This window comes from Actinoplanes sp. OR16, from assembly GCF_004001265.1.
Taxonomy (GTDB): Bacteria; Actinomycetota; Actinomycetes; order Mycobacteriales; family Micromonosporaceae; genus Actinoplanes.
In genome coordinates this window covers 1,759,240-1,778,263 of sequence record NZ_AP019371.1, presented here as the reverse complement: position 1 = coordinate 1,778,263, position 19,024 = coordinate 1,759,240, and the positions used below count along the sequence as shown (strand labels likewise).

The 19,024-nt window shown below is 69.4% G+C and carries 21 protein-coding genes; 6 read left to right on the top strand and 15 right to left on the bottom strand.

Translation table 11 applies throughout. From position 1 onward, the window contains the following. Positions 1–80: 80 nt before the first annotated feature. The 14 genes from EP757_RS08220 to EP757_RS44595 form a co-directional block, all read right to left on the bottom strand. On the bottom strand, positions 81–2,339 hold the full coding sequence (locus EP757_RS08220) for a flagellar hook-length control protein FliK (RefSeq protein ID WP_127543592.1): 2,259 nt from the start codon (positions 2,337–2,339) through the stop codon (positions 81–83). A gap of 43 nt (positions 2,340–2,382) precedes the next feature. After that, the gene (locus EP757_RS08215) at positions 2,383–3,375 is read right to left on the bottom strand and encodes a transglycosylase SLT domain-containing protein (RefSeq protein ID WP_127543591.1); all 993 of its coding nucleotides are present in this window, start codon (positions 3,373–3,375) and stop codon (positions 2,383–2,385) included. Continuing rightward, complete coding sequence (locus EP757_RS08210) at positions 3,372–3,821, bottom strand: cell envelope biogenesis protein TolA (protein WP_127543590.1); 450 nt, start codon at positions 3,819–3,821, stop codon at positions 3,372–3,374. The genes EP757_RS08215 and EP757_RS08210 overlap by 4 nt, the downstream gene beginning before the upstream one ends. A 121-nt stretch (positions 3,822–3,942) precedes the next feature. After that, complete coding sequence (locus tag EP757_RS08205; protein WP_127543589.1) at positions 3,943–5,250, bottom strand: FliI/YscN family ATPase; 1,308 nt, start codon at positions 5,248–5,250, stop codon at positions 3,943–3,945. Positions 5,251–5,257: 7 nt separating this feature from the next. Then, a complete protein-coding gene (locus tag EP757_RS08200) occupies positions 5,258–5,932 on the bottom strand; it encodes a FliH/SctL family protein (protein WP_232050419.1) in 675 nt (224 codons plus the stop codon). Beyond that, complete coding sequence (fliG, locus tag EP757_RS08195; protein WP_127543588.1) at positions 5,916–6,941, bottom strand: flagellar motor switch protein FliG; 1,026 nt, start codon at positions 6,939–6,941, stop codon at positions 5,916–5,918. The genes EP757_RS08200 and fliG overlap by 17 nt, the downstream gene beginning before the upstream one ends. Positions 6,942–6,976: 35 nt before the next feature. After that, positions 6,977–8,587, bottom strand: coding sequence for a flagellar basal-body MS-ring/collar protein FliF (fliF, locus tag EP757_RS08190; protein WP_127543587.1), 1,611 nt, complete (start codon positions 8,585–8,587; stop codon positions 6,977–6,979). Between the two features lies 1 nt (position 8,588). Next, positions 8,589–8,942, bottom strand: a complete 354-nt coding sequence (fliE, locus tag EP757_RS08185; RefSeq protein WP_127543586.1) for a flagellar hook-basal body complex protein FliE — start codon at positions 8,940–8,942, stop codon at positions 8,589–8,591. Between the two features lie 5 nt (positions 8,943–8,947). Next, positions 8,948–9,340, bottom strand: a complete 393-nt coding sequence (locus tag EP757_RS08180) for a flagellar basal body rod protein FlgC (protein ID WP_127543585.1) — start codon at positions 9,338–9,340, stop codon at positions 8,948–8,950. A 2-nt stretch (positions 9,341–9,342) separates the two neighbouring features. Next, a complete protein-coding gene (locus EP757_RS08175) occupies positions 9,343–9,690 on the bottom strand; it encodes a flagellar basal body protein (protein ID WP_127543584.1) in 348 nt (115 codons plus the stop codon). A 173-nt stretch (positions 9,691–9,863) separates the two neighbouring features. Continuing rightward, positions 9,864–10,199: a hypothetical protein gene (locus tag EP757_RS08170; RefSeq protein WP_127543583.1), complete on the bottom strand. Its 336-nt coding sequence runs from the start codon at positions 10,197–10,199 to the stop codon at positions 9,864–9,866. Beyond that, positions 10,196–10,567, bottom strand: a complete 372-nt coding sequence (gene fliS / locus EP757_RS08165; RefSeq protein ID WP_127543582.1) for a flagellar export chaperone FliS — start codon at positions 10,565–10,567, stop codon at positions 10,196–10,198. Before fliS ends, EP757_RS08170 begins: the two co-directional genes overlap by 4 nt. Before the next feature lie 47 nt (positions 10,568–10,614). Further along, positions 10,615–12,027, bottom strand: a complete 1,413-nt coding sequence (gene fliD, locus EP757_RS08160) for a flagellar filament capping protein FliD (protein ID WP_232050418.1) — start codon at positions 12,025–12,027, stop codon at positions 10,615–10,617. Positions 12,028–12,157: 130 nt separating this feature from the next. Beyond that, positions 12,158–13,318 carry a flagellin gene (locus EP757_RS44595; RefSeq protein ID WP_127543581.1) on the bottom strand — a complete coding sequence of 387 codons (1,161 nt, stop codon included), beginning with the start codon at positions 13,316–13,318 and terminating at the stop codon, positions 12,158–12,160. A 247-nt stretch (positions 13,319–13,565) separates the two neighbouring features. Here EP757_RS44595 and EP757_RS08150 point away from each other — a divergent pair, with 247 nt between their 5' ends. The 5 genes from EP757_RS08150 to csrA all read left to right on the top strand — a co-directional run bounded on the left by EP757_RS08150 (position 13,566) and on the right by csrA (position 17,191). Beyond that, the gene (locus tag EP757_RS08150; protein WP_014447721.1) at positions 13,566–14,051 is read left to right on the top strand and encodes a flagellar protein FlgN; all 486 of its coding nucleotides are present in this window, start codon (positions 13,566–13,568) and stop codon (positions 14,049–14,051) included. Continuing rightward, entirely contained in the window at positions 14,051–15,475 is a 1,425-nt protein-coding gene (flgK, locus tag EP757_RS08145; protein ID WP_127543580.1) for a flagellar hook-associated protein FlgK, read from the top strand. The genes EP757_RS08150 and flgK overlap by 1 nt, the downstream gene beginning before the upstream one ends. Before the next feature lie 60 nt (positions 15,476–15,535). Then, the gene (locus EP757_RS08140; protein WP_232050417.1) at positions 15,536–16,423 is read left to right on the top strand and encodes a flagellin; all 888 of its coding nucleotides are present in this window, start codon (positions 15,536–15,538) and stop codon (positions 16,421–16,423) included. A 2-nt stretch (positions 16,424–16,425) separates the two neighbouring features. Next, positions 16,426–16,863: a flagellar assembly protein FliW gene (gene fliW, locus EP757_RS08135; RefSeq protein WP_174262360.1), complete on the top strand. Its 438-nt coding sequence runs from the start codon at positions 16,426–16,428 to the stop codon at positions 16,861–16,863. Between the two features lie 85 nt (positions 16,864–16,948). Next, positions 16,949–17,191, top strand: a complete 243-nt coding sequence (csrA, locus tag EP757_RS44445) for a carbon storage regulator CsrA (RefSeq protein WP_127543577.1) — start codon at positions 16,949–16,951, stop codon at positions 17,189–17,191. A gap of 43 nt (positions 17,192–17,234) precedes the next feature. On the opposite strand, the gene EP757_RS08125 is transcribed toward csrA, so the two are convergent. Next, complete coding sequence (locus tag EP757_RS08125) at positions 17,235–18,071, bottom strand: M23 family metallopeptidase (protein WP_127543576.1); 837 nt, start codon at positions 18,069–18,071, stop codon at positions 17,235–17,237. Positions 18,072–18,254: 183 nt separating this feature from the next. Between EP757_RS08125 and EP757_RS42735 the strand changes: the two genes are divergently transcribed. Continuing rightward, a complete protein-coding gene (locus EP757_RS42735) occupies positions 18,255–19,004 on the top strand; it encodes a hydrolase (protein ID WP_160165767.1) in 750 nt (249 codons plus the stop codon). The last annotated feature ends 20 nt before the right edge of the window (positions 19,005–19,024 follow it).

The following is a 19,024-nucleotide window of genomic DNA, read 5'->3' as shown; positions in this document are numbered from 1 at the left end:
GATGGGGAAGTCGCCCGATCACGCCGGATCGAACCGACGACCACCCGCCTGACGAGCGGGTGGTCGTCGCGTTTCACGGGTCAGGCCTGGACGTCGATCCGGCCGGTCGGCGTGGCCCGGCGGGTCGCGTTCGGCGCCGGCTCGGCCGGCAGGTCGTTCGTCCCGCCCGGCACGTCGCCCCGGCGGCCCGGGCCACCGCCCGGGAACTGCTGCCTGCCCTGCTGGGCGGTGCCCTGCCGCAGGTCGAGCGTGCAGTTGCCGAACCCGGAGTCCTGCAGCTCACGACGCAGGTCGTCGAGCGCCGACCGGAGAGCCTCGGTGCCCGCCTCGGTCCCGCCGGAGAGCTGCACGCTGATGTCGCCGTTCCGGATCTCCGCGACCACCTGGACCGGTCCGAGGTCGACCGGGTGCAGGTGCACGGTGAGCCGGTGCACGCCGTCGGCGTCCAGCTTCAGCGGGACGATCCGCATGGCGAGCTGCGACGCGGGCGGACCGGGCACCGGCGTGGAGGGAGGCGGTGCGGGCACGTCGGCGAGGGGCGCGGCCGGTGCCGCTGCCTGCGGCCCGGTCACGCCGGGAGTTCCGGGCGGCATGCCGGCGGCCGCTGCCGGGTCGGTCTGACCCGCCCCGGGTACGCCGGAAGCCCCCGCAGGCACGCCGCCCGCCGGAACACCGGCCGTCTCGGGCGCCGGGAATCGCTCGCCCTCGCTGCCACCGCCTTCAGCCGAGCCGCCACCGGCGTTCGCCGACGCCGCGTCGCCACCCGGCCCGGCCACCCCGGCTCCGGGCGTGGCCGTGTCGCCCGCGGGCGTGGCGGTGGCGTCGGCGGACTGAACGTTCTCGGTCGCTGTACCGGCCTGGGCGGCGTCCGCCCGGGTCGCGGCGGTCTGCGCGGCCGCCTGGGCTGCCGCGGCCAGAGCCGGGTCGGCTGCCATGTCCTGGCTCACCGGTGTCATCCCGGCCGGAAGCGGGACACCGCCGGCCTGTCCCGGTCCACCGGCCGATCCCGCCCCGGTTTGACCAGCCGCACCGGTTCCGCCCACACCGGGTTCACCCGTGCCGGGTCCACCCACCCCGGTTCCGGGTGCACCGACCCCCGCCGAGCCGGGTCCACCCACCCCGGTTCCGTCGGCACCGGCCCCCGCCGCGCCGGTCCCGCCCACGCCGGTCGTGGTGCCGGCCAGGTCGACGCCCGCCGCGGTCGCGCCGGCAACGCCCGTGCTCGCGGCGACACCGGTCACCGCCGAGGGGTCCGCGGCGCCGTCGGCCACCCCGGCCACGATTCCCTGCTGCTGACCGGCCTGTGCGGCCGCAGCGGCCAGCTGTTCGGCGGTCGCCGTGGTCCCGGCGGCGGTCTGACCGGTTCCGGTCTCGGTGCCGGTACGGTCGGCCGCCTTGGCGCTGTCGGCCGCTTCCTCGGCCCGATCAGTACCGGTCCGATCAGTACCGGCCCGATCAGTACCGGCCCCATCGGCAGCGGCCCGGTCGGCGGATCCGGCGCCGGCCCGGCCGGCGGTGGAGCGCCCGGTTGCGGAACGCCCGGCGGCGCGGTCGGTGGCCCCGGCGCGGTCGGTCGTGGTGGCGCGGTCGGCGTCGGCTGCGTGCGTGCCGTCGGTGGACGGCCGCTCGGCAGCCGGTCGTTCGGTGACGGCCGGCTTGGCGAAGGGCTGGGCTGCCCGGTTGGCGATGGCCCGGTTGGTGAGCGCGCGGTTGGCCAGTGCCCGGTTGGCGGTGGCCCGCGCGGCGGCGTTCCGATCCGCGTCACGGTTCGCCGCGGCCCGGTCGGCAGCGCGGTCGGCTGCTCGGTCGGCTGCTCGATCGGCCACGCGCTGGTCCTCAGCCCGCTGACCGGCCGTCCGCCCGGCATCCCGCTGGTCCGCGGCCCGGCTCGCTGCCGACCGCTGGTCCGCTGCCCGGCTCGCTGCGGCCCGCTGATCAGCCGCCCGGTCGGCGGCGGCGGTGGCCGCCGCACGCGCCGAGCCGGTCCGGTTGCTGTCCAGCCGGTTCGTGTCGTCGTCCTTCAGCGCGCGGTTCATCAGGCTGCGGTCGGACGCCGCCCGGTTCGCCACCGAGCGGTCGAGAGCCGCCCGGTTCGCTGCTGCCTGATCGTCGGCGGCCCGTTCCGCGGACCGGATCGAAGCGGCCCGGTTCGCGGTGGCCTGATCGGTGCCGGCGCGTTTCGCCGCGTCCGGCGCCTTCTTCTCCTCGTCGTCGGGGCGGCCCATCTCTGCGGAGAGCGCCGAACCGAAGTCCGAGCCCCCCTCGTCCCGCCGTCCCCCTGCACGGCGGGTGCTGTCGGTCGTGGGGCGGCGGTCGGGACCCGTCACGGAAGCCGGCATCGGGTATCTCTCCTGTTCCGGACTTGATTTCGAGAAGGAAAGGTCAGCCGCCGAGCGCGGCCAGGGCGTTCTGCACCTTCGGGACGTATGCCTGGGTCTCCGAGAACGGCGGGATCCCGTCGTACTTCTTCACGGCGCCGCCACCCGCGTTGTACGCCGCGAGCGCCAGCGGCAACGACTTGAACTCCTTGAGGTGCTGCGAGAGCAGCTTCGCCGCGCCGTTGACGGCCTGCTCCGGGTCGAAGGCGTTGTGCACGCCGAGGCCGCGGGCGGTGGAGGGCATGAGCTGCATGAGGCCCTGTGCCCCGACCTTGCTGACCGCCTTGGGGTTGTACCCCGACTCGACCTTCGCTACCGCCGCGAGCAGTTTCGGATCGACGCCGAACCGGGCGCCGGCCGTGTTGAACAGGTCGGCGTAGGGCACGCCGCTCACCCCGCCGGTGCTGCCGGCGCCTCGCAGACCGGCCGGGCGCAGCGCCGACATGTCCTGGACGGCAGCGGCCGGAACCGTGTCGAGGACCCGCCGGATGTGGCTCGGTTTCTCGTACACGGACTGGATCTTGACGTGGTCGCCGGGCTTCGGCGCCGCGATCATCTTGTTGTCGCCGAGATAGATCGCCACGTGGTCGACGGGTGAGTTGAAGGCGAGCACGTCACCCGGCTTCGCGTCGGAGAGGCTCGCCACCGGCCGCCCGGCCTGGGCCTGCTGCCACGAGTTGCGGGGGAGCTTCACGCCGAGGTCCTCGTAGGCCTGCTGCACGAACCCCGAGCAGTCCAGGCCCTTGCTGGGGTTGTCACTGCCGAAGACGTACGGCGTACCCAGGTATTTCTTGGCGGCCGCGACGACGTCGGCGCCGCTCGGTCCGGACGACTTCCCGGGCTGAGCGACGCCGGCGCTCGTCGCGTCGGCCAGCGCCGACGCGAACTTGGTGCCGTTGGCGCCGGTGGTGGCGGCGGCCGGCGGAGGGTTCAGCCCGAGCTGCTCCTTGAGCTCGGCCACCCGGTTGATAACCCCGTTCACGCCCATCGAGGTCATTCCTGGCCTCCCTCCGCTCCGTTGGCGGCCTGGCGCGCCTTCGAGGTGACCGCGAGCTCGTCGAGGTTGGCCTGGTCGGTGCGGAGATCGTGGTCGCGGACGGCCTCGGCGTGCCGTTCGGCCATCATCTCCACGGCGCGTCTCTTCTTGGCGGCCTCGGTCAGCGCCGCGATCTTCTCCCGTTCGATGTCCTGGGCGTCGACGACCATGCGTTGCGCGGAGAAGAGCCCGGCGGCGAGCGACTGCCGGGCGACGAGCGAGGCCACCATGGCGCGGGCGGTCCCCTCGGTGGGCGCGTCGGCGCCGGTCAGTTCCAGCCGCCGGCGTTTGACCAGGGCTTCGGCGTCGCGGATCTCGGCGCGGGACTGGATGACCGCACCGCGCGCGGCGTCCTCCTGCGCCTTGCGGGCTCGGAGAACGGGTCCGAGCCGGAACAAGCGGTTCACGTTCGCCTCCTACCGGGCCGGGTAGGGCCCTCACATGACCGCTTCGGCGTGCGACCCGAATCGCTGAGTGCTTGCAACTCTCCTGCTACTCAGCCACGCGCGTCACAGTGCGGGCGGCGGGTCAGGTCGTCGCGATCAGCGCGCGTAGTTGTGCCCAGGCGTCGTCGGCGGTGAGCCGCTCGTCGAGGTCCTGCCGGAGGAACGCGCTGATCTGCGCCCAGTTGGCGTTCGCCCGGTCGGCGTCCGGGTTGGTGCCCGGCACGTAGGCGCCGATCTCCACGAGCTCGCGCACCTCGCGGTGCGCGGCCATGAGCCGGCGCAGCTCGGTCGCGTCGGACCGCTGCTCCCGGCTGGTGATCTTGTTGGCCACCCGGGAGATCGAGTCGAGGGCCTGGATCGCCGGGAAGTGACCGGCCGTGGCGAGCTTGCGGTCCAGCACGATGTGGCCGTCGAGGATCGACCGGGCGGCGTCGGCGATCGGCTCGTTGTGGTCGTCGCCCTCGACCAGCACCGTGTAGAGGCCGGTGATGCTGCCGCGCGCGCCCGGTCCGGCCCGTTCCAGCAGCGACGCGAGCATCGCGAAGACCGAGGGCGGGTATCCGCGGGTCGCGGGCGGCTCGCCGACCGAGAGGCCGACCTCGCGCTGGGCCATCGCGGCACGGGTCACGCTGTCCATCATGAGCAGCACGTCGGCGCCCTCGTCCCGGTAATACTCGGCGATCCGGGTGGCGACCGAACCGGCCCGGAGCCGGACCAGCGGCGGCGTGTCCGAGGTGGCGATCACGACGACCGAGCGGGCCAGGCCCTCCTCGCCGAGGTCGTGCTCGATGAACTCGCGCACCTCACGGCCGCGCTCACCGACCAGGGCGACCACGTTCAGCTCGGCCGAGGTGCCCCGGGTGATCTGGCTCATCAGCGTGGACTTGCCGACGCCGGAGCCCGCGAAAATGCCGATGCGCTGGCCGCGGCCGCAGGGCACGAGCGTGTCGAGGACCCGCACGCCGAGGGACATCGGCCGGTCGACGAGCTGGCGTTCCATCGCGCCCGGCGGCGGACTGTCGATCTCCACCCACTCGCCGCGCAGGGGAGGCCCGCCGTCCATCGGGCGGCCGAGACCGTCCAGGATGCGCCCGCGCAGGTCCGGCCCGACCGCCACGCGCAGCGGGCCGCCGGTGCTGTACGCCGGTGTCCCGGCGCCCATCCCGGCGATCGGCCCGAGCGGCAGGCAGGCGAGGCGTTCCCCGTCGAGGGCGGACACCTCGGCGAGCACCGCGTCCGGGCCGTCGCCGATCCGCAGCAGGTCGCCGACGTTCGCCTCGATCCCGCTGACCGTGACGCGTAGCCCGACGGCGCCGGTGACCCGGCCGCTGACCTGCGGCCGGGCGGCCAGGATCGCGCTGTGCAGCCGGTGCTGGAAGACGTCGGTCATGCCGTCCTCAAATCCGGAGCGCTTCGCGGGCCCGCTGCATCGCCGATTCGATCGTGGCGTCGACGGTGGCGGTTCCGGTCGACGCGACGGCGTCGCCGGGTCGCAGGGTGGGGTCGGCGCGCAGGGTGATCTGCCGGCCCTCGTAGTCGAAATCGTTCTGGTCCCCGTCGCCGACCAGCGTGTGGAAGTCGTCCGGGTGCAGGCTGACCGCGAGGTTGCCGTGTTCCGGCGCGGCGGACACCGCCCGGCGCAGCGCCGCGGCCCCGCGTTCCGGATCGTCGTGCAGGGTACGGCCGATGATCGCCTCGGCCAGTTCCCAGGCGCTCGCCAGGATCACTTCCTGGAGTTCGGTGAAGGTCGGGTGGAGCTGGTTCTCCAGCTCGGTCACGGCGCGGCCGAGGGCGTTCACCGCGCTCGCCAGGGCGGCCGCGCGACGGTGCTCGTACGCCTCCTCGCTGGCGATGGCCCGGGCCGCCGCTGCCTCGGCGGCCTCCGCGGCGTCGCGCTTGCCCTGCGCCCAGCCCTCGGCGTAGCCGGTCACCCGGGCCTGCTGTTTCGCCCGTTCCACCGCCTCGTTGTCGAGGACCGGATCGTCGCGGCGCAGATCGACGGCGAACCGCGCGGTGGTGGCCGCCTCGGCCACCGCCCCGCGGATCACCGCCCGGTCAGGCGATGAGCTCATCGGCTTCGCCACCGCGCTGGATCTCGATCTGCCCGGAGTCCTCGAGCGTGCGGATGACACCGACGATCTTCGCCTGTGCCTCCTCGACCATCTTGACCTTGACCGGGCCGAGCAGGTCGATCTCCTCCATGAGGTTCTCCCGACCGCGCTCGGAGAGGTTCCGGGTGACCTTGTCGCGGACACCCTCCGGCACACCCTTGAGCGCCGTCGCGAGGTCGGACGGCTCGACCTGCCGCAGCACCAGCTGCACGGCGCGGTCCTCGAGGTTGATGATGTCCTCGAACATGAACATCCGGCGCCGGATCTCCTCGGCCAGCTCCGGGTTGCGTGCCTCCAGGGCTTCCAGGATGAGCCGCTCGGTGGTGCGGTCGGCACGGTTGATGATGTCGACCAGTGGCCCGAGGCCGCCGACGGTGGAGAGCTCGTCAGGCTGGAGCACCGAGGAGAGCTTGCGCTGCAGGGCGGTCTCGACCTGCCGGATGATGTCCGGCGAGGTCCGGTCCATGATCGCGATCCGGTGCGCGACCTCGGTCTGCACCTCCAGCGGAAGCCCCGCCAGGATCGACGAGGCCAGGGCCGAGGGTATGTGGGCCAGCACCAACGCGATGGTCTGCGGATGCTCGTACTGGACGTACGAGAGCAGCTGACGCGGGTCCGCATGGCTGAGGAAGTTGAACGGGATGTCGTTCATCGACGCTTCGAGACGGTCCAGGATCAGCGCCGCCCGCTCCTTGCCGAGCGACGCCTCCAGGAGTTCCCGGGCGTAGTCCATGCCACCCGACCCGGCGTACCGGGTCGTCGCCATGGCGTAGAACTCGTCCATCACGTCGTCGACCTGATGGGGGTCGAGCTTGCCCAGCCGAGCGACCTCGGCGGACAGCATCTCGACCTCCTTCTCGGTCATGTTCGCCAGAACCTCGGCGGACTGTTCCTTGCCGAACTGGACCAGCATTATCGCGGCCTTGCGCGCGCCCGTCATCGAGAGCGTGGTGAGACCCGGTGTGGTCAACGGATACTCCTCAACCGTCGTTTAACAGCGGTTCATCAGCGGGACGAGTCGGCGGAGAGCCAGCTGCGGATCAGGGCCGCGGTCTCCTCCGGTTTCTCCTTGACCAGCTGCTCGATCTCCCGGTGCCGTTCTTCGCGCGCCTCGTCGTTCTCGGCCGTGAGATCCGGGGCTTCCAGCATGTTCATGCTGGTGGCGGTCGAGACGTCCAGTTCGGCACGGCGCTGAGCCTCGAGCGCCGCCTGCATGTCCTCGAGGTGCTTGCGTTCCTCCTCGGTGAGCTGCTGGCGCTTCTTCGCCCTCTTGTTGGCCCGCCAGGCCAGGAAGATCAGCGCGAGGACCACGAAGAGCAGCGCGCCGGTCTTGATGAGGGTCATCTGCTTGGCCTGGGTCTCGGCGGCCGTGGCCGCGGCGAGCTCGTCCTGAGCCGCGGTGGCAGCGCTCGTGTCGAACGGCATGGAGGCGACCGCGATGGTGTCGCCGCGGGTGGCGTCGATGCCCGCCGCCGCGCTGAGCAGCTCCTGCACCTGGTCGGCGTTGACGCCGCCGGCGACGGTGCTGTTCAGCAGGACCGAGACGTTGAGCCGCTCGATGCTGCCCGGCGCGTTCTGCCGTACCTCCTCGACCTCGTCGAGCTGACGGTTGCGCACCTCGTTCTTGTTGGCGTACTGGCCGTTGCCGGCGTTGTTCGGCACCTGGATGTTGTCCGGGCCGAGCACACCGCCCTGGCCGGTTCCGCTGCCGGAGTAGGTCTCGGTGTTGATGCTCTCCGACTCGGCCGGTGTCGCCGGATCGGCGCTGTACTTCTTGCTGCGCGTCTCGGCCTGGTCGAAGTCGAGCGCCGCGGTCGTGGTGACCACCGCGTTGCCGGGACCGACGAGGCTGTCCAGCATCTTCTGCAGCGAGGAGTTCATCCGGTTCTGGAAGTTGACGGTCTGCGCCTCGATGCCGCTGTCGCCGCCGGTCGCGATGTTGGCGCCACCACCGGTGGAGAGGATCCGGCCGTCCGAGCCGGCGACGGTGACCTGGGTCGGGTCGAGGCCCTCGACGCTCGAAGCGACCAGGTGCACGATGGACTGCACCTGGTCGCCATTGAGCTCGGAGTTCCCCTTCGACGCGACCAGGACCGAGGCGGTCGGCTTGTTCTGGTCGTCGGCGAAGACGTCCTTCTGCGGCAGGACGAGGTGCACGGTGGCCGCCTCGACGCCGTCGATCGACTTGATGGTCTTGGAAAGCTCGCCCTCCAGCGCCCGCTGGTAGTTGGCGTGCTGCATGAAGTCACTGGTGGTGATGCCCTGCTGGTCCAGCAACGAGTAACCGGTGCCCTCGTCGTTGGGGAGGCCTTCGCCGGAGAGCTGCAGGCGAAGCTGGTTCACCTGGTCGCGGGGGACCAGCACGGTGGTTCCCTCGTTCGCCAGCTCGTAGGAGACGCCCGACTTCTGCAGGGACTCGACGATCGCGCTGGCGTCCTTGGTCGACAGGTTGTTGAAGAGGATCTGGTACGACGGCTTGGCCGCCCAGGTGGCGAAGAAGTAGCCACCGACGATGAGCGCGATGACCGCGAAGATCGTGACAGCCTTCTGTCCCGGTGTGAAGGACTTGAAGGTGTCCGTGACGCGGCGTACCGGAGCGGGAAGGCGGTCGGTCATGTCAGGCCTGCATCCTCATGATCTCCTGGAACGCCTCCACGGCCTTGTTGCGGATGGCCATGGTCAGCTGAAGTCCAAGAGCTGCTTCGGTGGACGCCATCGTGTACTGCGCGGGGTCCTGCAGCGTGCCGTTGGCGACCTGGACGGCGAGATCACTCGCCTTCTGCTGTGACGCCTGGACGTTCTCCAGGCCCTGGGCGAGCATGCCGGCGAAGTCCGCGTTGGGTCCCTTGGGGGCGGCGGTCTCGGTGTCGTCCGAGACCCCGCTGACTCCGCTGAACCCGCCGAGCCCGGAGATCCCCTCGATGCCGGAGAAACCGCCGATACCGCCGATACCACCGATCGCAGAGGTCATCACGATCACTTCCCGAGGTTGATCGCGGCGGAGTAGGACTCGCGTGCCCGGTCCACCACCGCGAGGTTGGCCTGGTACGCGCGCTGCGCCATCATGAGCTGCGCCATCTGGCTGCCCATGTCGATGTCCGGCCGGCGCACGTAACCCTCGGCGTCGGCGAGCGGATTCTCCGGGTCGTACGCGAGGACACCCTCGGCGCTGCCGAGCGAGATGCCGGCCACCTCGGCGCCGTTGCCGTCCTGAGCGGCCCGGGCTTCGACGTAACGGGCCTGGAAGGCGTTCTCCGACGTACGAGAAGTGGTGTTGATGTTGGCGATGTTGTCGGACACCGCGTCGAGCCATTTGCGGTACACGGTGACGCCGGTGCCGGCCACCCCGATCGCGTTGAACGTGCTCATGATCAGGCCCCCTTGATGGCTTCGCGGAGGAGGCTGTACTTGCCGTCCAGCGCCCGGATCGCGAGGTTGTAGCGCATCGTGGTGTCGATGTGCGACAGCGTCTCCTCGTCGAGGTTGACGTTGCTCCCGTTGAGCCGGGTCGGCTCCAGGGACGTCTGAACGCTCGGGGTGACATCGCTCGCCGATCCGCCGTTGTCCATGGCGGTCTTCAGCGTTTCCTCGAACTTGACCTTACGGGCGCGGTAGCCGGGGGTCTCGATATTGGAGATGTTGTTGGCAATGGCGGTCTGCCGGGCCGCGAGACCCGCGACAGCGACACGCAGTGCGGACGACGAACGGTCATCGAACACGGGGACTCCTACGCGATGCGTACGGTCGCCTCTCCTTGGCAATTCGGTGAGCATTCCGTTGCTCGTACCTTGCAGTTCGGCCTGACCGGCAATCCGCTGAGTCCCAAGCGGTTGCTGAGAGGTTGCACACGAGAACGTCCCGGAACCCCTGCCGGGATTCCGGGACGTCGTGGTCACATCGCGCGATCGAGGTAGACGGGCCGCTTTACCGCCTCACCGGTCTCGATCCGGGACGTCATGGTCAGCTGCTGGCGGCTCGCCGTGATCCGGCGGGCCAGTTCCTCGGCCGCGGCCAGCTGCCGGGTGAGGATCTCGTCGGCCCGCGGTTTGAGTTCGAGCGGTAGCGCGCCCAGCTCGGTGGGCGGCCTCCACAGGTCGGCGGGTGGGGTTTCGGCGTGCCGGTGCTCGTCGGCCAGCATCGCCTCGACCGAGGCGACGTCCATCTCCAGCTCGTCGAGCGCCTGCGTCCAGGCCACCCGCCAATCCGCCGCCTGTGTCCCGGTGGTCATGTCGCCGACGCCGCCTCGCGCCACGCGTCTCGCAGCGGCTCCAGCAGCTTCCGGCAGCCGTCCACCCGGTCGGCGTCCCGCCTGATGTTCGCCCCGATCAGCTCGGTGAGGATGAAACCGTACAGACTGGACAGTCCGGGAGCTCCGTCCCACGCGTTGACATCCAGTGACACCTGCAACTCCAGCACGATCTCCTGGGCGTGCATCACCTTCGCGCTGCCGAGTTCGGCGTCACCGGCGCGGAACGCCTCGGCGCCCTGACCGAGGTCGAGGATGAGCCGGTCGTAGAGCATGATCAGCAGCTTGGCCGGCGAAGCCGTGTTGATCGTCTCCTGCAGGTAGCGGTCACGGAGGTTGGGCGCGGTCATGGGTCTCCTCGGGGCTGGTTTTCGTCAGAAGGAGCGGGCTGCCGGCTTTAGCCGAGGCCGGCGAGCTGGCCGGAGAGCCAGCTCGACTGGTTCTGCAGCTTGCCGAGCGCGGTCTCCAGACCGGCGTACTGCTTCTGCAGCGCGAGCCGCCGGCCGGCGAGCCGGACGTCCCAGTTCTCGATCTGGCCGTTCAGCGAGTCGATCTCGTTCTTCCGGCCGGTGATCACGTCGGTGACGCTGTTCGACTGCTTCGTCGCCAGAGCCTTGACCTGGTTCGCGAAGCCGATCGCGCCACCCTGGATCGCACTCGGGTCCTTCTGGTACGCCTCCTCGAACTTGGAGGCCGTGAAGGTGAGCGTGCCGCTGCGGTCGAGCTCGATGCCGAGCTGACTGAGCGAGCCGAAGGCGACGTCAGTGGTGCTGGTGACCTTGCCGTCGGCGTCGTAGATGTTCTTCTGGTACGTCAGGCCACCACTGATCATGCTGAGCATGGACTGGTTCATCTGACGGACGGTGAAGTCGCCGGTGAGCGGCGAGCCCTTCTTCGTGTCGATGTCGAACGCGGTCTGCGTCTTGATCTCGTTGAAGGCCTCGTTCGCGGCGTCGACGTACGCCTGGATCTTCGCGGTGACGGCGCTCATGTCGTTCGTGGCGCTCACCGTCACGCCGTTCTCGATCTTCGAGGCGTTCAGGGTCACGCCGGGCATCACGTCGGCGAAGGTGTTGGTGCTGCTGGTGACCGCGTATTCGGTGTTCGTTCCCGGGTTGACCACGAGCTTCGCGTCCCGTGACGACGTGGTCTTCACGGACTCCTGGGCGTTGAACTGATCGGTCAGGCCCTGGATGTCGAAGCCGTTCGCGGCGCCGGACTTGGAACCGGTGAACTGCAGCGCGCCGGCGTTGGCGCCGGTCTTGACGACATAGGCGCGGATGCCGATGTCAGCCGAGTTGACCGCGGCCGCCACCTTCTCGGCGGTCGGCGGGCTGCCCACGTTGATGGTCTTCGCGGCGGTGCCGTCGGCGCTGAAGGTGTCGTTGTCGGTGTTCGCGTCGTTGTCCGGGTCCGACCACGAGCCGCTCTGGATGGTGAACGAGGTCGGGAAGCCCTCCGAGGCGGTGTCGACCTTGAGCACCGAGGTCTGTGCCCGGGCCACCGACCTCACGTCGAACGTGAGGCTGCCGGACATGCCGCCGACGCCACCGGAGGCCGTCGCGGTGACCGCGTCGGAGGTCGACGTCGCCTTCATCGAGCGCCAGGTCTCCAGCCGGGCCAGACCTTCGGCAGCCGACTTGACCGCCTTGAGCTTGGCGTTCACCGACTGGTAGGAGGTGATCGCCGTCTCGGCGGTCTCGACCTTCGTCTTGAGCTTCGTCTGCGGGGCCGCCTCGACCTTCATCAGGCTGTTGATCATCGAGGTGGTCTGCATGCCGCTGACCATGCCGTCAACTGAACTGGTCACGGGAACCTGCTTTCGTCTTCAGGACAAGTGCGGCGGTGGGGGCAGCCGAATCTCCGGCTACCCCCACCTATTCGGTCGTTCGACGACGAGATTCAGTTGTTGTCGGTGGCTGTTCGGTTGCGACTAGCCACTAGCGGAGCAGCGAGAGCACACCCTGCGAGGACTGGTTCGCCTGCGAGAGCATGGACGTGCCGGCCTGGGTGAGGATCTGGTTCCGGGTGAACGAGACCATCTCCTGCGCCATGTCGGTGTCACGGATCCGGGACTCGGAGGCGGACAGGTTCTCGACAGCCGTGTTGAGGTTGTTGATGGTGTGCTCGAAGCGGTTCTGGTACGCACCGAGCTGAGCACGCTGGTCGGAGACCGACGTGATCGCCTTGTCCAGCGCCTTGATCGCGGTCGCGGCACCGGACTCGGTGGCGCCGCTGGCCGGCGTGGTGAGGTCGAGCTTGGCGAGACCCAGCGTCTTCGAGTCGACGGCGTTGATGGTGACACCGAGCTTCTCGCCGGCGTTGGAGCCGATCTGGAAGTCGCCCGCCGTGCCGCCGGTCTTCCCGGTGCTCGTGCCGGCCGCGACGCCGGTCGACGTGAACGACACCGAGCCGTTCGCCTCGAACGAGACGTCGGTGGTGGTGTCGTCCTCACGGGCCACCAGGCTGATCTCGTTGCCCTGGAAACCCTGGGCCTTGAGCTGGTCGCTCAGGTCCTTGTTGATGGCCGTAGCCGCTTCCTGGCCGGTCATGCCGGTGGTGTCGACGGTCACCGCGATCGGCGTGGCGAGGGTCGTGCCGTTGATGTCGGTGACCCCGAAGCTCGTCGAGTTGGTCATCGCGGCGGGCGTGCCGGCCACCGTCTGGGTGTTGCCGAAGGAACCGTCGAGCAGCTTCGACTTGCCGAACGACGTGGTGTCCGAAATACGGTCGATCTCGGCACTGAGCTGCGTGAACTCCGCCTGAGCGGCGTTCTTCGCCTCGGAGTCGAGCGACGCGTTGTTGGACTGGACCGCCAGGTCACGCATGCGCTGCAGCATGCTGGTGGTCTCGTTGAGCGCACCTTCAGCGGTCTGCACGACGCTGATCGCGTCCTGCGAGTTGCGGACGGCGACCTTGAGACCGCCGACCTGGGAACGCAGGCCCTCGGAGATCGAGAGGCCGGCCGCGTCGTCGGCCGCCCGGTTGATCCGGAAACCGCTGGACAGCTTCTCGAGCGACTTCGACATCTGGTTGTCGGTCACCGAGAGGTTCCGGTAGGCGTTCTGCGCGGCGATGTTCTGGTTGATGCGAAGACCCATTGAAAACTCCTCCTTGACTGGGGTCTTGAGCGGCCCGTCCTTGAGCCGTGGTGTTACGCCTCATCCCTTCGGCCGATCGCCGAGAGGCCATAGGCATTCTCTGAGATTTTTTCGGGTCGTTTCCGGCAAACCGGAGAAGTCCCCGATCGTCGGAAACCACTCAGCGGCATCGCGGATGTGCCGACGTGTCCGAATGAGCGGGTTGCCGATCGGGTGCACCCGACAGCGATACGACACGGAGGTCCGGGTGAGCCTGACCGACCTGGCCAGCGTCCTGTGGCGTGCACGTGAGCTGCTGGAGATGCTGCTGTTCAAGCTTGAGGAGGAGCAGCTGCTCCTCGCCGCCAACCGGTCACGCTGGCTCAGCCACGCCACCCGCGAGGTGGAGGTGGTGCTCGACCAGATCCGGCAGACCGAGGTCATCCGCGCCGCGTACTCGCAGGAGGTCGCCGCCGAACTCGGACTCTCTCCGGACGCCTCCCTCGGCGAGCTGGCGGACGCGGCTCCCGACCCCTGGTCGGACCTGCTCCACCAGCACCGTAAGGCGTTCCTGCTCCTGACGTCGGAGATCAGGGCCCTGGCCGACGTCAATCGTGACCTGCTCACCGCAGGACAACGCGCTGCTCGCGAAACCATGCTCGCGTTCGCCGAGACTGTGGAAACGTACGGGCCGCAGGGCCAGACCGTCACCGGCGGCGCTCGCCGCCCCAGCCTGGTTGATGAGGCGATCTGATGGGCAGCACATTCAGTGGAATCAACACGGCGCTGACCTCGCTGTACGCGCAGCGCCGCGGCCTGGACGTCTCAGGCCAGAACATCGCCAACGCGAGCACCGAGGGGTACACCCGGCAGCGCGTGGTGATGCAGTCGCAGAACGCCAATCTGGTGCCGGGCGTGTACGCCACCACCGACGCGATCGGCAGCGGCGTCACGGTCAGCTCGGTCGAGCGGATGCGCAACTCGGCGCTCGACCAGCGCAGCTACACCGAGCACGCGAACTCGGCGTATCACAACGAGCGGGCCTCGGCGTACACGCTGATCGAGGACGTCTTCGGCGAGCCCAGCGACACCGCGTTGCAGGCCCGTCTGCAGGATATGTGGGACGGCTTCAACGCCGTCGCCTCGAACCCGGACAAGGCCGCTCCGAAGTCGGCGCTGATCCAGCAGGCGACCACCGTCGCCGTCACGCTGAACGACGCGTCCGCCCAGCTGAACAATCAGTTCCAGGCGACCCGCGCCGGCCTGGACACCTCGGTCAGCGAGGTGAACAAGGCAGCCGACACGATCGCCAAGCTGAACAAGGAGATCGTGATCGCACAGGGCGCCGGCCTGGGTGCGAACGAACTCCAGGACCAGCGGGGCCAGGCCATCCTGAAACTCTCCGAGCTGGTCGGCGCCACCGCGACGGACATGCCGAACGGCGCGGTGAACGTGTTCATCGGCAGCGCGCCGCTGGTCAACGAGTTCTCCACCCGGACCGTGGAGATCCAGTCCGGCGGCGCCCTGCGGATGGAGGACCTGGCGACCACCGAGGTCAACCTGCGCTGGGCCGACACGAAGACCGCGGTCGCCTCGGGCGGGGCGATGGGCGCCTCGATGGAGATGCTCACCCGCGGTGGCACGCTGCAGAGCCTGTCGCAGCGGCTGGACACGGTGGCGACCACGCTCGCGAGCACGGTGAACACCCTGCACAAGAGCGGGTACGGCGTGGACGGCACCACCGGGCAGGACTTCTTCGCGTCGAGCAACGGGTTGCCGCTCTCCGCCGCGAACATCTCGGTGGCCGTCACCGATCCGGACAAGCTCGCCGTCTCGTCCGGCGATCCGAAGGGGACACCCGGTGTCCTGGACGGGGTGATCGCCGACGACCTCTCCGAGCTGTCCACGTCGCGGACCGGCGCCGACGCCGAGTACCAGCAGCTGATCGGGGACCTGGGTGTGTCCGCGCAGTCCTCGATCCGCCGCCGGGACATCCAGAACGCGGTGACCGATCAGGTGGACGCGGCACGGGACGCGGAGTCCGGCGTGAACCTCGACGAGGAGATGACCAACCTCCTCACCTACCAGCGTGGGTACGAGGCGGCGTCCCGGGTCCTCACCACGATCGACTCGATGCTCGACCAACTGATCAACCGGACCGGCCTTGTCGGCAGGTGAGGGGAGTCCTGATCAATGACCAGTCCACGGGTCACCGAAAGCAGCGTCCGAAGCCGGACGATGGCCAGCCTGCAGCGCAATCTCAGCCGTACGCAGACCGCGCAGGACCAGATCTCCAGTGGCAAACAACTCCATCGTCCGTCCGACTCACCGACGGGCACGGTGACCGCACTTCAGCTACGCAGCGAGGTACGCGCGAACCAGAAGTACTCCACCAACGCGGACGACGCGATGGGCCGGCTCGGAACCGTGCAGGACACCCTGCAGGACGCGACGGTCCTCGTCTCCAAGGTCCGTGAACTGACCCTGGCCGCGGCAAGTGCCGGCGGTGGAAGCACACCGGCGGCGAACGAGGCCCGGGCTGCCGAGATCGAACAGATCAAAGGCACCCTGCTCCAGTACGCCAACACCAAGTATCTGGATCGTCCGGTCTTCGGCGGTGCGACACCCGACAGCACCGCTTACGACCCCACCGGAGGCTACGCCGGCGAACCCAACGGCCAAGTGCTCCGGTCGATCGGCCCGAACGCCAAAGTGCGGGTCGACGTACGAGGCCCGGAGGTCTTCGGAGCGGAGACCATAACGGACTCGAATGGTAATGAAGTATCAAATCCGGCACAGCTCTTCAAGGCCCTGGACGGCCTTGTTACGTCCATGCGTAACGGAGACAGCGCCGGAATTACCGCTGGTCTGGAGAATCTCGATAAAGCGTCGCAGATCCTGAATTCCACGCTTTCGGACGTAGGTGCCCGATACAATCGGGTTACCCAGATGAAGCAGTCCGCTGAGGATCGCTTGATGTCCGTGTCGTCGCAGCTCTCCGATATCGAGGATGTCGACCTGCCGAAGGCGATCATGGAATTGCAGCTCCAGCAGACCTCGTATCAGGCCGCCCTGGCCGCCACGGCCAAGGTGATCCAGCCCTCGCTCATCGATTTCCTGAGGTGACCATGACTACTCGCACCGCGTCCCGACCGATTGAGGCCACCGTGACCGACCCGTCGCTCGGGTTGCCGTCCATCACGATGGCGGTGCCCATGCCGGGTTTCCCGTCGCACCGGGAATTCGTTCTCGTGCGCCTCAACGACGACGGCCTGCTTTTCGCCCTGACTTCGATCGACAACCCGGAGCTGCGTTTCCTGGTCGCTCCGCCGGAGCCGTTCTTCCCGGATTACGCACCGGAGATCGAGAACCAGGTCTTCGCGGCGCTGAACACGAAGGACCCGGACCGTCTCCTGCTGCTCTCGGTGATCACCGCGGGTCAGGACGAGACGACCGCGAACCTTCTTGCGCCGATCGTGGTGGACCGCGACTCCATGCGGGCCATGCAGGTCGTCCTCAGTGGATCCGGTTACCCGGTCCGCGCGATCATGAACCGGAACTTCTGATCCTCCTCGCGTAGGCGCGGTCGCGGTTTCCTTCGCGACCGCGCCTTTGCCATGCTGTCCGTTCCATGGATGGAGGAGGGCACCGATGCTTGTGCTGACCCGGCGGGCAGGGGAGAGCGTGATGATCGGCGACGACGTCGTCATCACGGTTCTCGAGGCCCGTGGCGACGTCATCCGGCTGGGCATCCAGGCTCCTCGGGACGTGCAGGTCCATCGCGAAGAGGTCTATCGCGAGCTGCAGGAGGCGAACCGGGCGGCCGCATCGCCGACCGAGGACGCCGTCCACGCGCTGACCCGGATGCTCGAGAAGCCCGACCCGGACGAGTGATTCCCCGGAGGCGCCCGCCTGAGTGATCGGCGGGCGCCTTTCCTCATCGGAGGGTCACTCCGCGGCTCCTGAGGAACGCGATCGGGTCGACCGCGTTGGCGCGGGCGGCCGGCGCGTTCACGTGCACCTCGAAGTGCAGGTGCGGGCCGGAGGACGAGCCCGAGGTGCCGACGTTGCCGAGCAACTGGCCCTTCCGGACTGCCTGGCCGACGGTGACGACCGGGCGGCGGACCATGTGGCAGTACCGGGTCACGATGCCGCCGGCGTGCTGCACCTCGGCGTACCAGCCGCAGCCGCCGAGGTTCCGGTTGCCGTCCACATCGCATGAGCCGGCCGAGACGTTGCAGACCACGCGGATCACGGTGCCCGCGGCGGCGGCCAGGATCGGGGTCTCCCGCGTCGCGGCCAGGTCGACGCCGTCGTGAGAGGGGCGGGCGATCGTACGGAAACCGCTCACCAGCCCTGCGCTCACCGGAAGCTGCCAGCTCTCGCCCTTGGCCGGCGCCGGGATGGCCGGCGCCTGCTCGACGGGCTGGACCGGAGGTGCCGATGCGGTGGGACACGACGGGATGCCGGTGGCCGGCCGCTCGACGTAGGCGTCCGAGACGTACGACCCGTTCGCGAGGTGGTCCCACAGGTTCGTGGTCCGCACCGTGCCGGTGACCTGCTGCGCGGTGACCTGGCAGAGGATCCAGACCGTCTTGCCGCTCGCCACCGAGCCGACCCGTTCGGCGGTCGGCGACGGCGTACGACGCATGTTGAGCGGTGTCCCGCCGGTCTTCGCCGTGCCGGTGACCACCTTCGTCGTGGCAGCCGCGGCGGGTGCGGTCAGAGCCGTCGCCGCCACGAGGCCGGCGACCACGGTCGCGAGCATCTTCATGCCTGGGAAGGCTGCCGGGCGGTGGCTGCCGTACCGGGTGCGGCCGGAGTGCGATCCGGTTGCCGCGCATCCCGGTGATGACGCACCTCACCTGCACCGGCGGCTGACCCGGCCGACAACGTCCGTCCCGCACTCTCATCGGCGGACGGGAAAATCTCGTCCCTGAATTGCGGGGGAGCAAGCGTGGTGGTTGAGCGCGAATCAGTCGTCGCCGTCGGTGCGGTCGGCATGGCCGGCGTACTGGATCTGACGGTGGACGCGCACGTGCACACCGGCTTCTCGTCCGGCCGGGACGCCGTCGGCGTGGTGGTCTCCGCCGCCGACCGGGCCGGCCTGCGCTCGCTCACCTTCGCGGACCAGGCGGGTCCGGAGACCGGATGGCTCACCGCGTACGCCGACGCCGTCCGCCGCGCCCGGCACCGCACCGAGATGACCCTCCGCGTGGCCGTCGAGGTCGAGGTGGTCAGCTCGGACGGCTGGATCGCCCTGCCCCACGACCTGGCCCAGCTGGACGCGCTCTCGGTCGCGGTCTCCGCCCTGCCGGTCGGCGGCGAGCTCCTCGACGCCCGGGAGGTGCGGTCCCGCCTCGACGCCGGCGAGTTCTCCGCCGAGCAGGTCGCCGAGCAGCTCGTGCACGCCACGGTCAAGGGCATCGAGCGCGCTTCCCGGTACGTCCCCGCTCAGCTGGCCCGGCCGCTCGCCCTGCTGGCCCAGGCCGGCATCGACGACACCGTGGTCGGCCCGGCCCTGGTCGCCGAGCTGGCCGCCGCCTGCCGGGCCACCGGGACCGTGGTGGAGATCAGCGAGGCGTGGCGCAGCCCGTCGGCCCGGATGGTCCAGGAACTCCGGGACGCCGCAGTGACGCTCGCCCCGGCCAGCGACGCCCGGTACGCCGCCGAGGTGGGCCGCTGGCAGTACCTGCGTCGCGTCTGAAGAAAGAAGAAAACTGAACA